Annotated in this window: 15 protein-coding genes and 1 pseudogene; 2 read left to right on the top strand and 14 right to left on the bottom strand. The window is 30.1% G+C overall.

What is annotated here, in order from left to right; translation table 11 throughout:
• Positions 1–115: pseudogene (locus tag Q8S45_RS00350) on the top strand (IS1595 family transposase); the annotation flags it as partial.
• 14 nt (positions 116–129) lie between these two features.
• Here Q8S45_RS00350 and Q8S45_RS00345 read toward each other — a convergent pair.
• The 14 genes from Q8S45_RS00345 to Q8S45_RS00280 all read right to left on the bottom strand — a co-directional run bounded on the left by Q8S45_RS00345 (position 130) and on the right by Q8S45_RS00280 (position 13,278).
• Positions 130–537: a DUF6146 family protein gene (locus Q8S45_RS00345; RefSeq protein WP_305600192.1), complete on the bottom strand. Its 408-nt coding sequence runs from the start codon at positions 535–537 to the stop codon at positions 130–132.
• 98 nt (positions 538–635) lie between these two features.
• Complete coding sequence (locus Q8S45_RS00340; protein WP_305600194.1) at positions 636–1,421, bottom strand: IS982 family transposase; 786 nt, start codon at positions 1,419–1,421, stop codon at positions 636–638.
• A 267-nt stretch (positions 1,422–1,688) separates the two neighbouring features.
• Complete coding sequence (locus Q8S45_RS00335) at positions 1,689–2,741, bottom strand: zinc metalloprotease (RefSeq protein ID WP_305600190.1); 1,053 nt, start codon at positions 2,739–2,741, stop codon at positions 1,689–1,691.
• A 172-nt stretch (positions 2,742–2,913) separates the two neighbouring features.
• Complete coding sequence (locus Q8S45_RS00330; protein ID WP_305600189.1) at positions 2,914–4,128, bottom strand: aminotransferase class V-fold PLP-dependent enzyme; 1,215 nt, start codon at positions 4,126–4,128, stop codon at positions 2,914–2,916.
• A 167-nt stretch (positions 4,129–4,295) separates the two neighbouring features.
• A complete protein-coding gene (locus tag Q8S45_RS00325; protein ID WP_305600188.1) occupies positions 4,296–5,144 on the bottom strand; it encodes a restriction endonuclease in 849 nt (282 codons plus the stop codon).
• 93 nt (positions 5,145–5,237) lie between these two features.
• Complete coding sequence (locus Q8S45_RS00320; protein WP_305600187.1) at positions 5,238–6,359, bottom strand: ABC transporter permease; 1,122 nt, start codon at positions 6,357–6,359, stop codon at positions 5,238–5,240.
• Positions 6,360–6,511: 152 nt separating this feature from the next.
• The gene (locus tag Q8S45_RS00315) at positions 6,512–7,618 is read right to left on the bottom strand and encodes an ABC transporter permease (RefSeq protein WP_305600185.1); all 1,107 of its coding nucleotides are present in this window, start codon (positions 7,616–7,618) and stop codon (positions 6,512–6,514) included.
• A gap of 164 nt (positions 7,619–7,782) precedes the next feature.
• Positions 7,783–8,523 carry an ABC transporter ATP-binding protein gene (locus tag Q8S45_RS00310; protein WP_305600184.1) on the bottom strand — a complete coding sequence of 247 codons (741 nt, stop codon included), beginning with the start codon at positions 8,521–8,523 and terminating at the stop codon, positions 7,783–7,785.
• Between the two features lie 118 nt (positions 8,524–8,641).
• Positions 8,642–9,544: an ABC transporter ATP-binding protein gene (locus Q8S45_RS00305; RefSeq protein WP_305600182.1), complete on the bottom strand. Its 903-nt coding sequence runs from the start codon at positions 9,542–9,544 to the stop codon at positions 8,642–8,644.
• Positions 9,545–9,550: 6 nt separating this feature from the next.
• The gene (locus Q8S45_RS00300; RefSeq protein WP_305600180.1) at positions 9,551–10,012 is read right to left on the bottom strand and encodes a hypothetical protein; all 462 of its coding nucleotides are present in this window, start codon (positions 10,010–10,012) and stop codon (positions 9,551–9,553) included.
• On the bottom strand, positions 10,009–10,374 hold the full coding sequence (locus tag Q8S45_RS00295) for a hypothetical protein (RefSeq protein WP_305600179.1): 366 nt from the start codon (positions 10,372–10,374) through the stop codon (positions 10,009–10,011). Before Q8S45_RS00295 ends, Q8S45_RS00300 begins: the two co-directional genes overlap by 4 nt.
• 55 nt (positions 10,375–10,429) lie before the next feature.
• Positions 10,430–11,317, bottom strand: coding sequence for an HlyD family secretion protein (locus Q8S45_RS00290; protein ID WP_305600177.1), 888 nt, complete (start codon positions 11,315–11,317; stop codon positions 10,430–10,432).
• An 80-nt stretch (positions 11,318–11,397) separates the two neighbouring features.
• Positions 11,398–12,663 carry a TolC family protein gene (locus tag Q8S45_RS00285; protein ID WP_305600175.1) on the bottom strand — a complete coding sequence of 422 codons (1,266 nt, stop codon included), beginning with the start codon at positions 12,661–12,663 and terminating at the stop codon, positions 11,398–11,400.
• Between the two features lie 3 nt (positions 12,664–12,666).
• The gene (locus Q8S45_RS00280) at positions 12,667–13,278 is read right to left on the bottom strand and encodes a TetR/AcrR family transcriptional regulator (RefSeq protein ID WP_305600173.1); all 612 of its coding nucleotides are present in this window, start codon (positions 13,276–13,278) and stop codon (positions 12,667–12,669) included.
• Positions 13,279–13,380: 102 nt separating this feature from the next.
• Here Q8S45_RS00280 and Q8S45_RS00275 point away from each other — a divergent pair, with 102 nt between their 5' ends.
• Complete coding sequence (locus Q8S45_RS00275) at positions 13,381–14,793, top strand: serine hydrolase (RefSeq protein ID WP_305600171.1); 1,413 nt, start codon at positions 13,381–13,383, stop codon at positions 14,791–14,793.
• Positions 14,794–15,115 lie beyond the last annotated feature (322 nt).

The following is a 15,115-nucleotide window of genomic DNA, read 5'->3' as shown; positions in this document are numbered from 1 at the left end:
TAAAGGAAAATATCTTCAATTGTACCTAAATGAGTTCGTTTATAAGCTTAACAGAAGATATTTTGAAGAAAAATTATTCGATAGGCTAGTAATAGCAGGTATTACAGGGTTATGACAGAAAACGGACAATCAGAAAAATTTTTCTTTGTATTTATATTCAACAAATTTAAAATAATTAAATAATTTGTAATTTACATCCAAGCCGTAATCAATATTATAATCATAATCTATTATATTTTCGTAGATATATCTTTTGTTATAATATGAATTTGTAACTCTTTGATTCCATATGGGAACATAAAATTTATTTTTTAACTCATAATAACTTTGCGAATAATAATTGATGGGTTTAGCTATGCTGTTCAAATAAGATTCAAAACCAATATCAATAATTAGTATTTCATATTCTAAACTATCATTGGCAATTCGAACAATTCCATCTGGTCGATTAGTTGTGGTATTATCAGAAGTTCTTTTGGTTGAATAGCATCCTGTCAAAATAAGAAATATAAAAATTAGAGCGATATAAATTTTCATAATAAGTTGGTATTAAGAAGTATACAGCATCAATAATTATTCCAGTTTCTTTTTTTGAAAATATTAAATTATATTAGTCTTTTACCCGTTGGGTGTAATTAAATTATTTGCGTTTTAATATTATTTATTGGTCTGTCAAATATAAATTTATTGATGTATTGAACCAATGTTAAAGCTGTTATTTTTGCTAAAATTCTTGTTTTAAAACCTTGAAAAGATTTAGCATAATTCCTTCTAATCATAAATTGGTCACACAATTGAGAGAATAATGTTTCTATTCTTTTTCTTGATTTTCTAAAAATATAGGGTTGTTTTTTATAACCAATTTGATTTATTCTCATAGGAGTTTCCAATTTTATATTTGCTGTTTCAAACAAATCTAATTGTAGGGTTGAAGATAAATATCCTCTATCTCCAAGCAGCACACAATCAGACATTTGATGTTTTAAATCTTTTAATAAATGGACATCGTGAACACTCGCTTTTGTAATATCTATTGATTGAAAAACTCCAGAAACGGTACAAACCCCGTGAAGTTTGTAACCATAAAACCAAGAATTTTGGGATGCACAAAAACCTTTATCTGGTGCAGTCTGAAAATCATCTTTGCAAATTTTAATTCTATTATGGCGAGCCATTTTACAAATCTCCAGTGGCATACTATCAACAACAAAATAATTTTCAAACTCTGTGAATTTTGAATATAAATGTTGCCTGACTTCTTCAGCAAAATGGAATAATTTTTTCCTTCTCTTGTTATACTGACTTCGCTCAATTAGATTAGAAATTTGCCCATTTTGCAATTGATTGAAAAATGAGTTTTCACTATCAATAGACATATATTCGGAAGTTAAACTCAATGCAACAACTTCTAAATCAGTCATTTTAAGTCTTCTTCCAACTCGGATTTCTGTGTTTAAAACAATATTCAAAGAACTTATAACTTCTAAAATTTTATAATAATTTTTTACTATATTTGACATAAATATTGGCGGTTTAGCGACTTCAAGATACTGAATTTCAGTATCTTGGCCAATATTTATAAGACTTTTTTTAAACTAAATAATTACACCCAACGGGTTATATAACGATAAAGTTACAAAAAAAAGGAGCTGAAAGCTCCTTTTTATGGTTATAATCTATATATAAAATTATTGAACAAAACTTATTCTAGAGCCGCCTGACGCAAAAATTGTTCTCATTCTATCGTTTTGACCATTTGTAAACATATACATACAATTATCATCTGTATAGTCCATATAATTCATAGTCATGTCAGCAGAACTACAATGAACCGTTGGGTAAGAAGGGCAACCATAATTTGCTCTGTCTGAACTAGGAGTGTCGGTTACAAAATCATCTTGAGAACATCTACCATCACCCCAAATATGACGTAAGTTTAGCCAATGCCCAACTTCATGAGTTGCTGTTCTACCGTGGCCGTATTGACCACCTGCAGTATTTTCGCCTAAAAAATCAGAACCGATAACAATACCATCAGTAGCTAAAGCGCCTCCTGGAAATTGTGCATATCCTAAAATTCCACCACCAATTTCACAAACCCAGATGTTTAAATAGTTAGCAGGATCTGTCGCATCCCAACCACCTTGACTGGTATATTTCATAGAATTATTTGTTCCCCAAGTTGCTTTGGTAGAAGCTTTTCTATTCACTCCAGCTAATACAAAAGTAATATCAGTATTTGCAATTAATGCAGCAAATAGAGATGGGACATTGCTTGTTCTTGCATTGTTATTGTTAAAATCATCATTTAAAATAGCTATTTGAGAATTAATATGAGCTTGAGTTACTGGGTGAGCAGCATCTTCAAGAATATTAATAATTACCGGTATAGTTACTGTTCCTACATAAGGAGTTGGAGGAGTAGTTCCACCACCACCCGGTTTTCCTTTGTTGGCAGCACCCTTGTTTGAAATTAAAGTTCTAGTATGTTTTTCAATTTCAAACATACGGTTTTCAAGACCTGGATTGTCTTTTAATTGTTGGTTTAGTACTTTCATACTATAACACTTGTCACCATGTGAACCCTCTTCGGATTTAGCTGATAAATTATCATCGGTGTAAACATAAAAGTCGCTCATGTCTATGGCAACTTCTTGATTTGGGGTAATTTCGTCAGAATTTGGTTGACATGCAATTATAACTAACGCTAAAACTACAAAAGAAAGAATTAGTTTTTTCATTGAGATTTTAAATAAAATTTGTTAATAATTAGGGACTTATCATTAGTAATGATGGTCGAATATATAAATTATTTCATTAATAACAACTAATTCAGCAATAAAAATATAAAATAATTATCACACCAATAAAAAAGGTTAATATTTTAACTTTTTGCTATAAAATGTTAAATAATTAACAAAGCATTGATTTCGCTTTTAACAAAGCATCATATAAAAGATCAACTTCTTCAAAGGTATTGTAAAAAGAAAATGAAGCTCTAATAGTGCCTGGAATTTTATAAAAGTCCATGATAGGCTGCGCACAATGGTGACCAGTTCTTACAGCAATTCCTAATTTATCAATTATTGCACCTATATCATACGGATGTATTTCACCTATATTGAAAGATATTACAGCTGTTTTATTTTTTGAACTACCATAAATTTTTAGACCTTCAATTTGAAGTAATTTTTTAGTGGCATATTGAAGCAATTCATTTTCATAGGAAGCAATGTTATCGAAGCCTAAATTATTTAAATAATCAATGGCAACTCCAAAAGCAATTACACCTGCAATATTTGGTGTGCCAGCTTCAAACTTATGAGGTAAATCGGCATATGTAGTTTTTTCAAAAGTAACCTCTTTAATCATTTCCCCTCCTCCTTGATATGGCGGTAATTTGTTTAACCAAACTTCTTTTCCATATAAAATTCCAACACCTGTTGGTCCACATAATTTATGAGCTGAAGCAACGTAAAAGTCCATATCTAAAGCTTGTAAATCTGGTTTAATATGTGGGCAAGCTTGTGCGCCATCAATTAAAACAGCTGCTCCAATACTATGTGCTTTATCAATAATTTCTTTAATAGGATTTATGGTTCCTAAAGCATTTGAAACGTGATTTACAAATACTAGTTTTGTTTTATTAGAAAGTAATTTATCATATTCACTCATCACTAATTCTCCTTTTAAATTCATAGGAATTACTTTCAAAATGGCACCGGTACGCTCACATAGCATTTGCCAAGGCACTATATTTGAATGATGCTCCAAGGCTGAAACTATAATTTCGTCACTTTCATTCAACAAAGAAGTAAATCCTGTTGCAACGATATTTATGCTGTGTGTTGTTCCTGAAGTTAATATAATTTCGTAACTTTTATTAGCATTAAAATGATGTTGAAGTTTAATGCGAGCTTCTTCATAAGCATCTGTAGCTAATTGACTCAACGTATGAACACCTCTGTGAATATTTGAATTAAAAGTGGAGTAATAATTAACAATACTATCTATAACAACTTGTGGTTTTTGGTTGGTTGCAGCATTGTCTAAATAAACCAACTGTTTTCCGTTAATTTTTACTTTTAATATTGGAAAATCAGTCCTGATTTTTTTTATGTCTATCATTTTCTTTTTTTAGAATGATTCTAAATACAAAATTACAAAATAGCTTTTATTTTAGAGGTCGTAAAATTTAAAATCTTAACGTAAATTTTAGAATAAGCTGATTTATTAGATGGGTAAACAGTTTTTGCGAAAATCAACTTCGTTTAAAGGAAATACTAAAGTTCTTTTTAAGGATGTGACAGGATACATAACTTATGCACTTCGGCCAAAACCAATGCTTTTTGTTTTTCTGAAAAACCAAGTTGATGGAGCGAATCCGGATTTTTAGAAAGCTCTTTTACTAGGATAATATCTTTTTCAATAAGTTGAATTTTTTCTTTTTTCGTCAAAGAGGTCAGGGTAGTTATTGGATATAAGCCATATTTATCAATATTATTTTTTATTCCGTTATTTTTGGGGTAATCCCAACTTAACAAGGTTAAGTTAACACAATTTGCGTAGTCTATTGCATCTTTTGTAAAACGTGTATTTGTAACCAGCCAACCTTGTTTTAAATGGGTGGTTTTACCCGAATTATTCCATACTTTTTGAACATCAATAAATCTGGAGTTAATATATAATGGAATTTTTACATTGCTTACCGCGGATGGATCTGTATGAAATTTACATTCAATAGTATAAACATTTCCATCTTTTTCTGCCAGAACATCTATTTCGTGGGTAATGCACTCACCGTGCAATATTTCGCCAATTTTAGTTTTATATCCTTTTTGTTTTAGTAACGCACTAATCAATCTTTCAAAAGGAAAACCGGTAGGACCTAATTCGAAAATTGCTCTTTTTAAACTGTACTTTGAAGCAGAGTCTCGATTGTATTTTTTTAATATACGAAAGGCTTTTCTATAAATTAAGTTTGAAGAAATTCCGTCATATAGTTCAAGTTGTATGGTCTTAACAATTCTTTCAATTTCTTCGTTTGAAGCACCGCTATTTTGAAGAGATTTAGAGAACTTCTGTATTGAAAAGGGTTCTAAATCTCCAGAATTTTTTTTGATAACTACTATTTTATCATTCATATCTTCTCTTTTTATCGTATCAAATTTAGGTTATTATATTTTCTTCAATTTATTTAAGACCTTAATATTTATGCCATTATTTAAAGAAAAATATTAACTGGTTTTCTTATAACTCCAAACTGCCAAGCCATTCATCAAAATGGCAAAGCCTAGCGTTTTAAAAAACTGAGGTAAAATATCATTAAAATCAGCGCCTTTTAACATCACCATTCGCATGACTTCTACAAAATATTTTATGGGATTAAATTCTGTTAAATATTGTGCCCACATTGGCATACTTTCAATAGGTGTAAAAAGACCACTCATTAAAATAAAGATTACCACAAAAAACCAGGCAATAAACATTGCTTGTTGTTGTGTATCAGTAAAATTAGATATAAATAATCCCATACCTAAAATAACCAAAAGGTAAAAAGCTGTATAAAAATAAACTAAACCAAGACTCCCAATGATTGGGGTATTAAAAACAACTTTTGAAATAATGAGACCTATGGTTAATAAGCCAAATCCGATAATCCAAAAAGGGAATAGTTTGCCAATTATAAATTGATGCTTTCTAATAGGAGTTACGTTCATTTGCTCTAAAGTCCCAATTTCTTTTTCGCGTACAATATTCATTCCTGATAAAAATAAAGTGATCATTGTTACCAATAAAACCAAGATACCCGGAACCATAAATGTTTTATAATTTAACGTTTCATTATACCAAAAAGAAGTAATACCTGTAATGGTTTTAGGCTTGTTTATAAAGTCAGATGGTTGCATTAATGCTGCTTGTGCATTTTTATTAAAACTTTGTACAATTTGATTGATATAAACATTTTCTACTCCTGCTGCAGCGCCATCAATAGCATTAATAATAACTGATAAATTTGTTTTTTTGTCCTTTAAAAGATCTCGTTCAAAATATGGAGGAATTTCCAAAATAACATCAACTTCTCCTTTTAACATAGCTGAACGTGCCATTTTTTCAGAAGAAAAACTAGAAACAACATTAAAATAAGTTGATGCTTCAAATTTATCAATCAACGCTCGGGAAAAGGAAGTGTTGTCATTATCAATATAGGAGAATTTTATATTTTTTATTTCAAAAGTTGCGGCATTAGATAAAATAACTAATTGCAATAATGGTAATATAAAAATAATAGGAAGCATTCCTTTATTTCTAAAAATTTGTTTGAATTCTTTTTGTATGATGTATAGAATTGTATTCATTTTATAATTCTTCATTTTAATTCGTCATAACGAGGAGCTATAGCGGCGTGCTTATCTCATTTTTTAGAAAGAGATTGCCACAATTTTTTTATCAAAAATTTCGCAATGACAGTTTCTCATTATTCATTTTTATTTTTTCATTGTTAATTGAATTACTCTAACCTTATTTTATATTTTTTAATACTCAACACAATAAAAAATAGTGTCATCGCAACTAGAATTAATGTTTCCTTCCAAATAAAAAGTAACCCAACACCTTTCAGCATAATTCCTTTTAAAATAATGATAAACCATTTTGCTGGAATAGTGTTACTAATTACTTGTAAAGGCAAAGGCATACTGGAAATTGGAAAAATGAACCCAGATAATAGTATGGTTGGCAACATTAAACCCATTAAAGAAATCATCATAGCTGTTTGTTGGGTAGCTGATGCTGTTGAAATTAAGATTCCTAAGGATAACGATGTTATTATGAATAAAACACTTTCAATTCCCAATAAAAATAAACTGCCCTGAACAGGCATTTTAAAGATAAAAATACTAAGTAAAACAATCACTACGGCGTTAATTATAGATAAGAAAATATAGGGTACAACTTTGCCAATTATGACCTGAAATGGTTTTAATGGAGATACGAGTAAGATTTCCATGGTTCCTAATTCTTTTTCACGTGTTATAGAAATGGAAGTCATCATTGCAGAAACTAACATTAAAATAATGGTCATTACACCGGGAACAAACATAAAAACGCTTTTTAATTCTGGATTGTAAACCATTCGAGTTTCTGGAACAATTTGATAAGGTGATTTTACGTTTTTATTAATTTCTTGCTGGTATTTTTGAAGAATAGAATTTGTGTAATTACTAATGGTATTTGCGGTATTTGGATCCGTTGCATCGGTAATTATTTGAATAGTTGCATTGCTTTCCTTTGTTAAATTTTTACTGAAATCTTTTTCGAAAATCAAGATTGCTTTCACTTTTCCTTTTTTAAAAACAGCTTCAATTTCAGATTCATTTTTAATTAATTGTCGAATGCTGAAATACTTTGAAGATGCAATTTTATGAATAATTTCTTGTGTTGTTGCATCTTTTGAATGATCAAGAATAGCAATGTCTACATTGTTAATTTCATTGGTAATGGCAAAACCAAACAGCATTATTTGTGCTATTGGCATTCCAAAAAGTATAAACAACGAACGTTTATCTCTAAATATGTGGTAAAACTCTTTTTTTATAAATCCTATAAATCGTTTCATATTCCCCATCTAACTTCCCCAAAGGGAAGGATTTTATTATTTTTAGTTTGTCATAACGAGAAGCGATAGCGACGTGGTTATCTCATTTTTATTTGCGAGATTGCCACACTTCACTCCGTTTTGTTCGCAATGACTTTTATTTATTCATTTTTAATTTTGCATTATCAATTATCAATTGGGCTTCTTGCCAATTTTAAAAAAACATCATTCATACTTTCAGCTTTAAATTGCTTTTTCAATTTTTTAGGGGTATCCAACGCTTCAATTTTACCATCAACCATAATAGAAACACGATCGCAATACTCAGCTTCATCCATATAATGTGTAGTTACAAAAACAGTGGTTCCGTTGTTGGCAGTTTTATAGATCATCTCCCAAAATTGGCGTCTGGTAATTGGATCAACACCACCAGTTGGTTCATCTAAAAAAACAATTTTAGGACTGTGTAGTAAAGCAACCGAAAAGGATAATTTTTGTTTCCAGCCTAATGGTAAAGAACCTACCAATTCATTTATAATGTCACCCAAGCCCAATTCTGCGACCAATTCGCTCCGTTTTTCTTTTATTTTTGAGCGTGATAAGCCATAAATTCCCCCAAAAAAAGTAATATTTTCTTTTACCGTTAAATCGTCATACAAAGCAAACTTCTGACTCATATAACCTATATTTTTTTTAATGTTTTCAGGATTTGTAAAAACATCAAAACCTGCTACTTGTGCACTTCCGGAAGTTGGTGTTGAAATACCAATCAGCATTTTCATAGCTGTAGTTTTTCCTGCTCCATTTGCGCCTAAAAACCCAAATATTTCTCCTGCTTTAACCTCAAAAGTAATGGCATTTACGGCAGTAAAATCACCAAATGTTTTGGTGAGGTTTTCAACTTTTATTACGCTTTCTCCTTTCATTTATTACTATTTGTGTCATTCTGAGCGATAGCGAAGAATCTCATCTTTTTAAGTAGAAGATTCTTCATTTCGTTTGCACTACATTCAGAATGACAATTGCTTATCTTAATAACAGTTTTCATTTAGCCAATTCCATAAAGGTATCTTCAATAGTAGTTTTTGTTGGTTGAATACTAATATTTACGGCACCCATTTCTTCTAAAAAATGATACAATTCTTTCGGGTTGAAATCTTCTCTTTTATCTGTATAATGTACAAATTCACCAAATGGATAAACGCTATATTTATACTCATATTCATTTAAAAATTCTATGAGTTTAAACATATTATCGGCTTTCACATCATATATATTTTTCGGATAATGTTTTATAATTTCTTGTGGGGTATCAATTTGTAATATTCTACCATCTTGAATGAGTGCAATTCTATCACACAGAGCAGCTTCATCCATATAAGGAGTAGAAACCAACATAGTAATTCCTTTTTGCTGCAATCTCTTTAACATTTCCCAAAATTCTTTTCTTGAAACTGGGTCAACACCTGTGGTTGGTTCATCTAAAAACAACACTTTAGGTTTGTGAATTAAGGCACAGCACAAAGCTAGTTTTTGCTTCATTCCACCAGATAATTTGCCTGCTCTACGTTTTTTAAAAGGTTCAATTTGAATGTAAATATCCTTTATTAAATCGTAGTTTTTTTCAATGGTGGTTCCAAATATGGTGGCAAAAAAAGTCAAATTCTCTTCAACTGTTAAATCTTGATACAGTGAAAATTTTCCAGGCATATAACCCACATGATTCCTTATATTCTTATAGTCTTCAACAACATTAAAACCAGCCACAGTTGCTGTTCCTTTATCAGCAATAAGCAAGGTGGTTAAAATTCTGAAAATGGTTGTTTTTCCAGCGCCATCAGGACCAATTAATCCGAATAATTCACCTTCTTTTACTTCAAAAGAAATGTTTTTTAAAGCGGTTTTATCTTTAAATGATTTGCTGATATTTTGTACAGAAATGCTCATTATATGTTATTCAAAATAGTTTTTGTAAGTTTTTAAATGTGCGTTTAATTTGTTGAAATTTTCTTTGCTGTTTACAATATCTGAAGAAGTTAAACCATTAAATAAATCTTTCATAGGAACTATAAATAAATGCAACTGATCGTGCGCTTCACCAGTCATACTACATTTTTCAATAATAGTTTTAAATTGCGTTTCTAAATTTTGTTTTAGGGTTGCATAAGCTTCTGGATTTTCTACTTCAGAAAAATTAGCCATTAATTCTAACATTGCATTAATTCCTTCAGAAGTTTCAGAATTGGCTTCCCATAATTTTCCGTTATTTAATTGAAGTACTTCAACTTCGTTATGGTGTTGTTCTTCCGTTTGTTGTGGTTGTTCTTGTTCTGGTTTTTTTTCGGTAGTATTTTTACATGAAATTGTAAAAATGAATAGTATTGCTACTGCAAAAAGTTGTGTTGAATTTTTCATTTTGATTGAGTTTTAGAGTTTGTAAATAATAGAAAAATGATTATCCAAATGCTTATTCTAAAAAGCATTGCATTCATACTTTCAGAGGCAACATTTTCATTAAAAAAATATAAATATGACAATAAGATACTGTGTGAAGCGAGTATAAATAGGATGAATTTTTTGGCAAATTGATGTTTTGATCCTATTAAATAGGCGGTTACAATTGAAATAAATCCAAATCCAACATTGTAAATTACCAACCAGTTGAGAACTGTATAGTTTTTTTTGTCGATTCCTAGCAATACTTTTGATCCTGCAATTATTGACATCATGCCTATAAAAAAGGCAAGTATTGAGGCTATTTTGTATAAATATTTCATAATAATGGACTTTTTTTTAATTTTTTTTAAACTGAAAACTGCAACTGCCAACGGATTACTGAGTTATCCACATTTCTGCAGGCATTCCAATTTTAAGACTTCCATCATTTTTCACATCAATTTTTACAGCATAAACTAAGTTAACTCGCTCTTCTTTTGTTTGAATAATTTTAGGAGTGAATTCTGCTTCTGACGAAATCCAGGAAATTGTTCCGGTATAACTTTTCATCGCTTCAGTTGCATCAATTTTAACAGTAACTTCTTCACCAATTTTAATACTTGAAAGTTGCTTTTCACTCACATAAACACGCACTTGTAAAGTGCTTAAATCGGCAATTTTGTAAAGTGGTTTACCAAATGAAGTAATTTCATTAGGTTCAGCATATTTAACCAGAATAGTTCCATTAACTGGATTTATAATGTTGCTTTTTTGTAATTGATCTTCAATTTGTTGAATTTGAATATCAATACTTTTCAGCTCATTAACAACAGGTGAATTTTGAATTTCAACGCTTCTAATTTGATTATTTAAAACATCAATTTTTCCATCAATATCATCTAATTGTTGTTGTGTTCCAGCATTTTCTTTTATCAAATTTTGAATTCTGGTTTTTGAAATTATGGCTGATTTCAATTGTGCTTTTAGGACACTTATTTGAGATAAAACACCTTTTGATTTTGATGTTATGGTATTTTTAGAAACTAATAGTTGCTCTTTTTTCAAACTTAATTGTATGGTATCAATTAAACCTATTTGTTCCCCTTTTTTTAGAGTTTTTCCTTCTTCAACAGTAAAGAGGATTAGTTTTCCATTGCTTTCTGCTGAAATTGTAGTTTCAATAGCTTCAAAATTACCGTAACCATCAGCTTTATCGTTATTGCTACAAGAGATTAGACTGCTTGTTACTAAGAATATTCCTATTATTATTTTTATGATTTTCATTTGCTTATAATTTATTTTTTAGTCTTTAATCTTTCTTCTTAAGTCACTTTTCTTTTTTCATGGAATTCCCCCTTTGGGGGTTAGGGGGCTGGATTTCCTTTAGTTGTTTTATAGTTTTCTTTTGCTAACAGTAATTGAATTTTATGTGTGCTTAAATTGTTTTCCGCTTCGTACAAATTGGTTAATTCTGTGATATAAGCAGATGCGGTAATGACTCCATTTTTTAATTGAGATGCTGCAGTTTCTAAAATAGCTTTACGCAATGCTATAATGGAAGTGTCGGTTTCAATAAATGAAGTTATTTTGTCAATTTCATCTTGTTGCTGGTTCAACGCTATATTCGTATTTAGTTTAAAAACAGTTTCTTCAGTATCAACAATTTCTTTATTTATGAGTAAAGATTCGCGTTGTTTTTTGTTAGAATTCCAGTCAAAAACATTCCAGTTTAATTTTAAGCCAACCATATAAAAAGATTGAAACGAATTGTCTAACATATTTAACCCTGGATTTCCGTAACCGCCAGTAACAAAGCTCATTAATTTGGGAGAATTTTGTTTGGAAATTAAATGATTAGAACTTTCAATTTCATCTTTTTTAAGTTGAAATAAATCCAATTCTGGTCTTTTTATTTCGTTGTTTGATGCGATTAATACAACCGAATTTTCTAAATAAGTTGTTGCATTTATTTTCGTTCCAATTAATTCAGAAAGGGTGTTTATTAAGCTGCTTTTATTGAAGCTTATTTCAATAAATTGCTGTTCAATTTTCAGCAATTCAGCTTCTAAAACGCTATCGGAAGTTGGTAATAAGACACCGAATTTTATTCCCGCTTTTACTTCTTTTAATTTGGCTTCTAACAATGCTGTTTTTGAAGTTAATAAATCGTATTTTTCTTGTTGTAATAAAATGGAAAAATAAAGTTGATTCACTTGTTTTTTTAATTGATATAAACTCACTTCAACCTGCTTTTGAGTTGTTTTTAAAGAAGCAGCCTTCATAGCTGCAGAAGCATCTATAAGTCCGCCTGCATAAATAAGTTGATTTACAGAAATGGTTGCTTTATACTGATCTTTATTTGGCGGTTCAATTGTAGAACCTGGAATTGCAATTGGAATTGAAGTAACATCAGACTGGTAAGTTGCTTGTGCTAAAAAATCGAATTGCGGTAATTTTCCAGTTCTGATAACTTGTAAGTCCAGCGCATTTTGCTTTGCTAATAATTCTGTTTGTTTTGCTAATGGATAATTTTTATTCAACAAAGTATAACATTCTTCAAGTGTTAATTTTTCTTGAGCAATTGAAGTAATTGAAATAAATAAGAATATTATTTTGATGTAATTTTTCATAAATTAAACTTTTATAGCATTAATTATAAAATCGGCGACTTCTGTTTTTCTGGCTTCGATCATTTGTTGGTAATCTTCATTGTTAATAGATAAAAACCCTTTCAATAGGGGCGCTGCAATAAATGGGAATAAATTTAAAGCCAAAATATTGATAAATAACTGTTCTGCTTTAATTGGTTTTATAATCCCATTTTTTACTTCATCAGCAACTTGTTTTTTAAATTTTTCAATATTTGGAAACTCCTTTTCCGATAAAAAATTTTTTATGAATTCCGGATTTTTATTTATTTCTTGAATGATAAAATTTGGTAAATAAGGGTGTTTAATAACAAATGATATGTAATTATTTGTAAAATTTCTTATTTTTTCGAAAAGGGAAGTATCATCGTTTAAAACTTTATTTAGCTGAGGTGCCAATAAGGTAAAAGCGCTTTTGAAAACAGCTTCAAAAAGCAATTGTTTGCTTCTATAATAATAATGTAACAATGCTTTATTGATACCGGCTTCATCTGCTATTTCTTGCATTCGAGCACCGTCCATTCCTTTGCGTTGAAAAACATGTTTTGCAGCATTTAAAATATTGGATTCGGTGGTTATTTCCTTTTCTTTTTTCATTAATTTAACTGTATAGTTTAACCAAATGGTTAACAAAAGTAAAAACTTTTTTTGAACTGACAAAATAATTGTTACTTTTAGCATTTACTAAAATGTATTTCAATGAAAAAATTTATAAAATGGGGTTTTTCTTTAGTTTTTTTAGCAGTTATTTATGTTGGATATTCAAATTTTCAAAAATTTGTGTTGATTTCCGGAATTTCGGCTAAATGGGTTTCTTCAGGAATTTTTGTTGCTCATAGAACTCAAAAGTCAATTGAAGCAAGTGACATTCATTTTTCGCCTGTTACTTGGGCAAAAAATGAAGTAGATCTTGAGAATAAATCTGTTACTTCAACTGTTTTCGGATTTAAAAGTAGAACAGCTGTTTATAGAGAAGGACTGGGAAGCGTTGTTACAAATAGTGATTATGATGCAACTGCACCTTATTTGATTCCGAAGCGAAATATAACGTCAATTAATTTGCCGTTTCCTTATGGAGATTTGCCGCAAAAGGATACTGTTTTTTCCACCATAAATTATGATAAATTAAAAAATGTAGTTGAAACGTATTTTGGTAAAAATACTCCTGAAAATACAACAACAGCATTAATCATAATCTATAAAAATCAAATTATAGCCGAAAAATATGCAGATGGGTTTAACAAAGATACCCGATTGTTAGGATGGTCTATGGGAAAAAGTTTGATGAGTGCGGTTTGCGGTGTGATGGATTTGCAGGGTAAATTAAGCAAGGACGAACCAGCTCCAATTGATGCTTGGAAAAATGACGAACGTTCTAAAATTACAATAGACAACCTATTACATATGAATAGCGGGTTGAAATGGGAAGAGGATTACACAAAGATTTGTGATGTGACTAAAATGTTATTTTTTGAAACTGATATGTCGAAGTCACAAATTAATAAGCCTTTTGTTGGCAAGCCAAATGAAACTTGGAATTATTCCTCAGGAACAACCAATTTAATATCTGGAATTATCAGACAAAAGTTTAAAAATCACCAAGAATATCTTGATTTTTGGTATACCGATTTAATTGATAAAATTGGAATGCACTCTATGCTGGTTGAAACAGATTTGGCAGGTAATTATGTAGCATCTTCTTATGCTTGGGCAACTACAAGAGATTGGGCAAAATTTGGATTGCTTTATTTACACAATGGAAATTGGAATGGAGAACAAATTATGAGTGAAGATTGGGTAAAATATACGGCAATCCCAACAAATGGTTCTGAGGGTGTATACGGCGCACAGTTTTGGTTAAATGCTGGTGGTCATTTGCCTGATGTTCCAAAAGATTTATTTTTTGCCGATGGCTATCAAGGACAAAGAGTGTATATTATTCCTTCCAAAGAATTGGTGGTTGTAAGGTTGGGAGTTACTTTTAGTGTTTTAGAAGAGCAGTTAAAAAACAGACCAGTTAAAACTGGAGAAAATAAAGATGTTGTTGAATTTGAATTAAATAACATTTCTTCTAATAAATTGTTAAAAGAGATTTTGTCTGTTATCGAATAATTATATAGTTTATTTTCATGTAATGGCTACCAAGGCCAACATGTATTTATCATTCCTTCAAAAGACCTTGTAATTGTGAGGTTTGACTTGGCAGAAAACCCCGAATTTGATGTAAATATTTTTTTTAAGTGAAGTTTTAGACGCCATTAAATAAATGATAAAAAATCTTAAAAAAAGCCGCAATTAGACTGCCCCCAAAAAGTTAGACACTATTTGGGGGTATTTTTATGGAAAGAAAAGTGAAATATGATTACACATTTAAACTTGAATGTGTAAAATTAGTATTAGAGAAACATTATTCATGTTTATTAGTTTCAAAGCA

This window comes from Lutibacter sp., assembly GCF_030692605.1.
Lineage (GTDB): Bacteria > Bacteroidota > Bacteroidia > Flavobacteriales > Flavobacteriaceae > Lutibacter.
Note: the sequence above shows the minus strand (reverse complement) of the source record. Positions and strands in the feature narration are given on the sequence as shown.

Bases quoted from the DNA above. Each gene is read 5' to 3' on its own strand.
- Q8S45_RS00280 (WP_305600173.1), bottom strand. From the start codon at position 13,278: ATGAAAAAAGAAAAGGAAATAACCACCGAATCCAATATTTTAAATGCT.
- Q8S45_RS00330 (WP_305600189.1), bottom strand. From the start codon at position 4,128: ATGATAGACATAAAAAAAATCAGGACTGATTTTCCAATATTAAAAGTA.
- Q8S45_RS00295 (WP_305600179.1), bottom strand. From the start codon at position 10,374: ATGAAATATTTATACAAAATAGCCTCAATACTTGCCTTTTTTATAGGC.
- Q8S45_RS00315 (WP_305600185.1), bottom strand. From the start codon at position 7,618: ATGAAACGATTTATAGGATTTATAAAAAAAGAGTTTTACCACATATTT.
- Q8S45_RS00320 (WP_305600187.1), bottom strand. From the start codon at position 6,359: ATGAATACAATTCTATACATCATACAAAAAGAATTCAAACAAATTTTT.
- Q8S45_RS00290 (WP_305600177.1), bottom strand. From the start codon at position 11,317: ATGAAAATCATAAAAATAATAATAGGAATATTCTTAGTAACAAGCAGT.
- Q8S45_RS00340 (WP_305600194.1), bottom strand. From the start codon at position 1,421: ATGACTGATTTAGAAGTTGTTGCATTGAGTTTAACTTCCGAATATATG.
- Q8S45_RS00325 (WP_305600188.1), bottom strand. From the start codon at position 5,144: ATGAATGATAAAATAGTAGTTATCAAAAAAAATTCTGGAGATTTAGAA.
- Q8S45_RS00310 (WP_305600184.1), bottom strand. From the start codon at position 8,523: ATGAAAGGAGAAAGCGTAATAAAAGTTGAAAACCTCACCAAAACATTT.
- Q8S45_RS00300 (WP_305600180.1), bottom strand. From the start codon at position 10,012: ATGAAAAATTCAACACAACTTTTTGCAGTAGCAATACTATTCATTTTT.
- Q8S45_RS00345 (WP_305600192.1), bottom strand. From the start codon at position 537: ATGAAAATTTATATCGCTCTAATTTTTATATTTCTTATTTTGACAGGA.
- Q8S45_RS00285 (WP_305600175.1), bottom strand. From the start codon at position 12,663: ATGAAAAATTACATCAAAATAATATTCTTATTTATTTCAATTACTTCA.
- Q8S45_RS00335 (WP_305600190.1), bottom strand. From the start codon at position 2,741: ATGAAAAAACTAATTCTTTCTTTTGTAGTTTTAGCGTTAGTTATAATT.
- Q8S45_RS00275 (WP_305600171.1), top strand. From the start codon at position 13,381: ATGAAAAAATTTATAAAATGGGGTTTTTCTTTAGTTTTTTTAGCAGTT.
- Q8S45_RS00305 (WP_305600182.1), bottom strand. From the start codon at position 9,544: ATGAGCATTTCTGTACAAAATATCAGCAAATCATTTAAAGATAAAACC.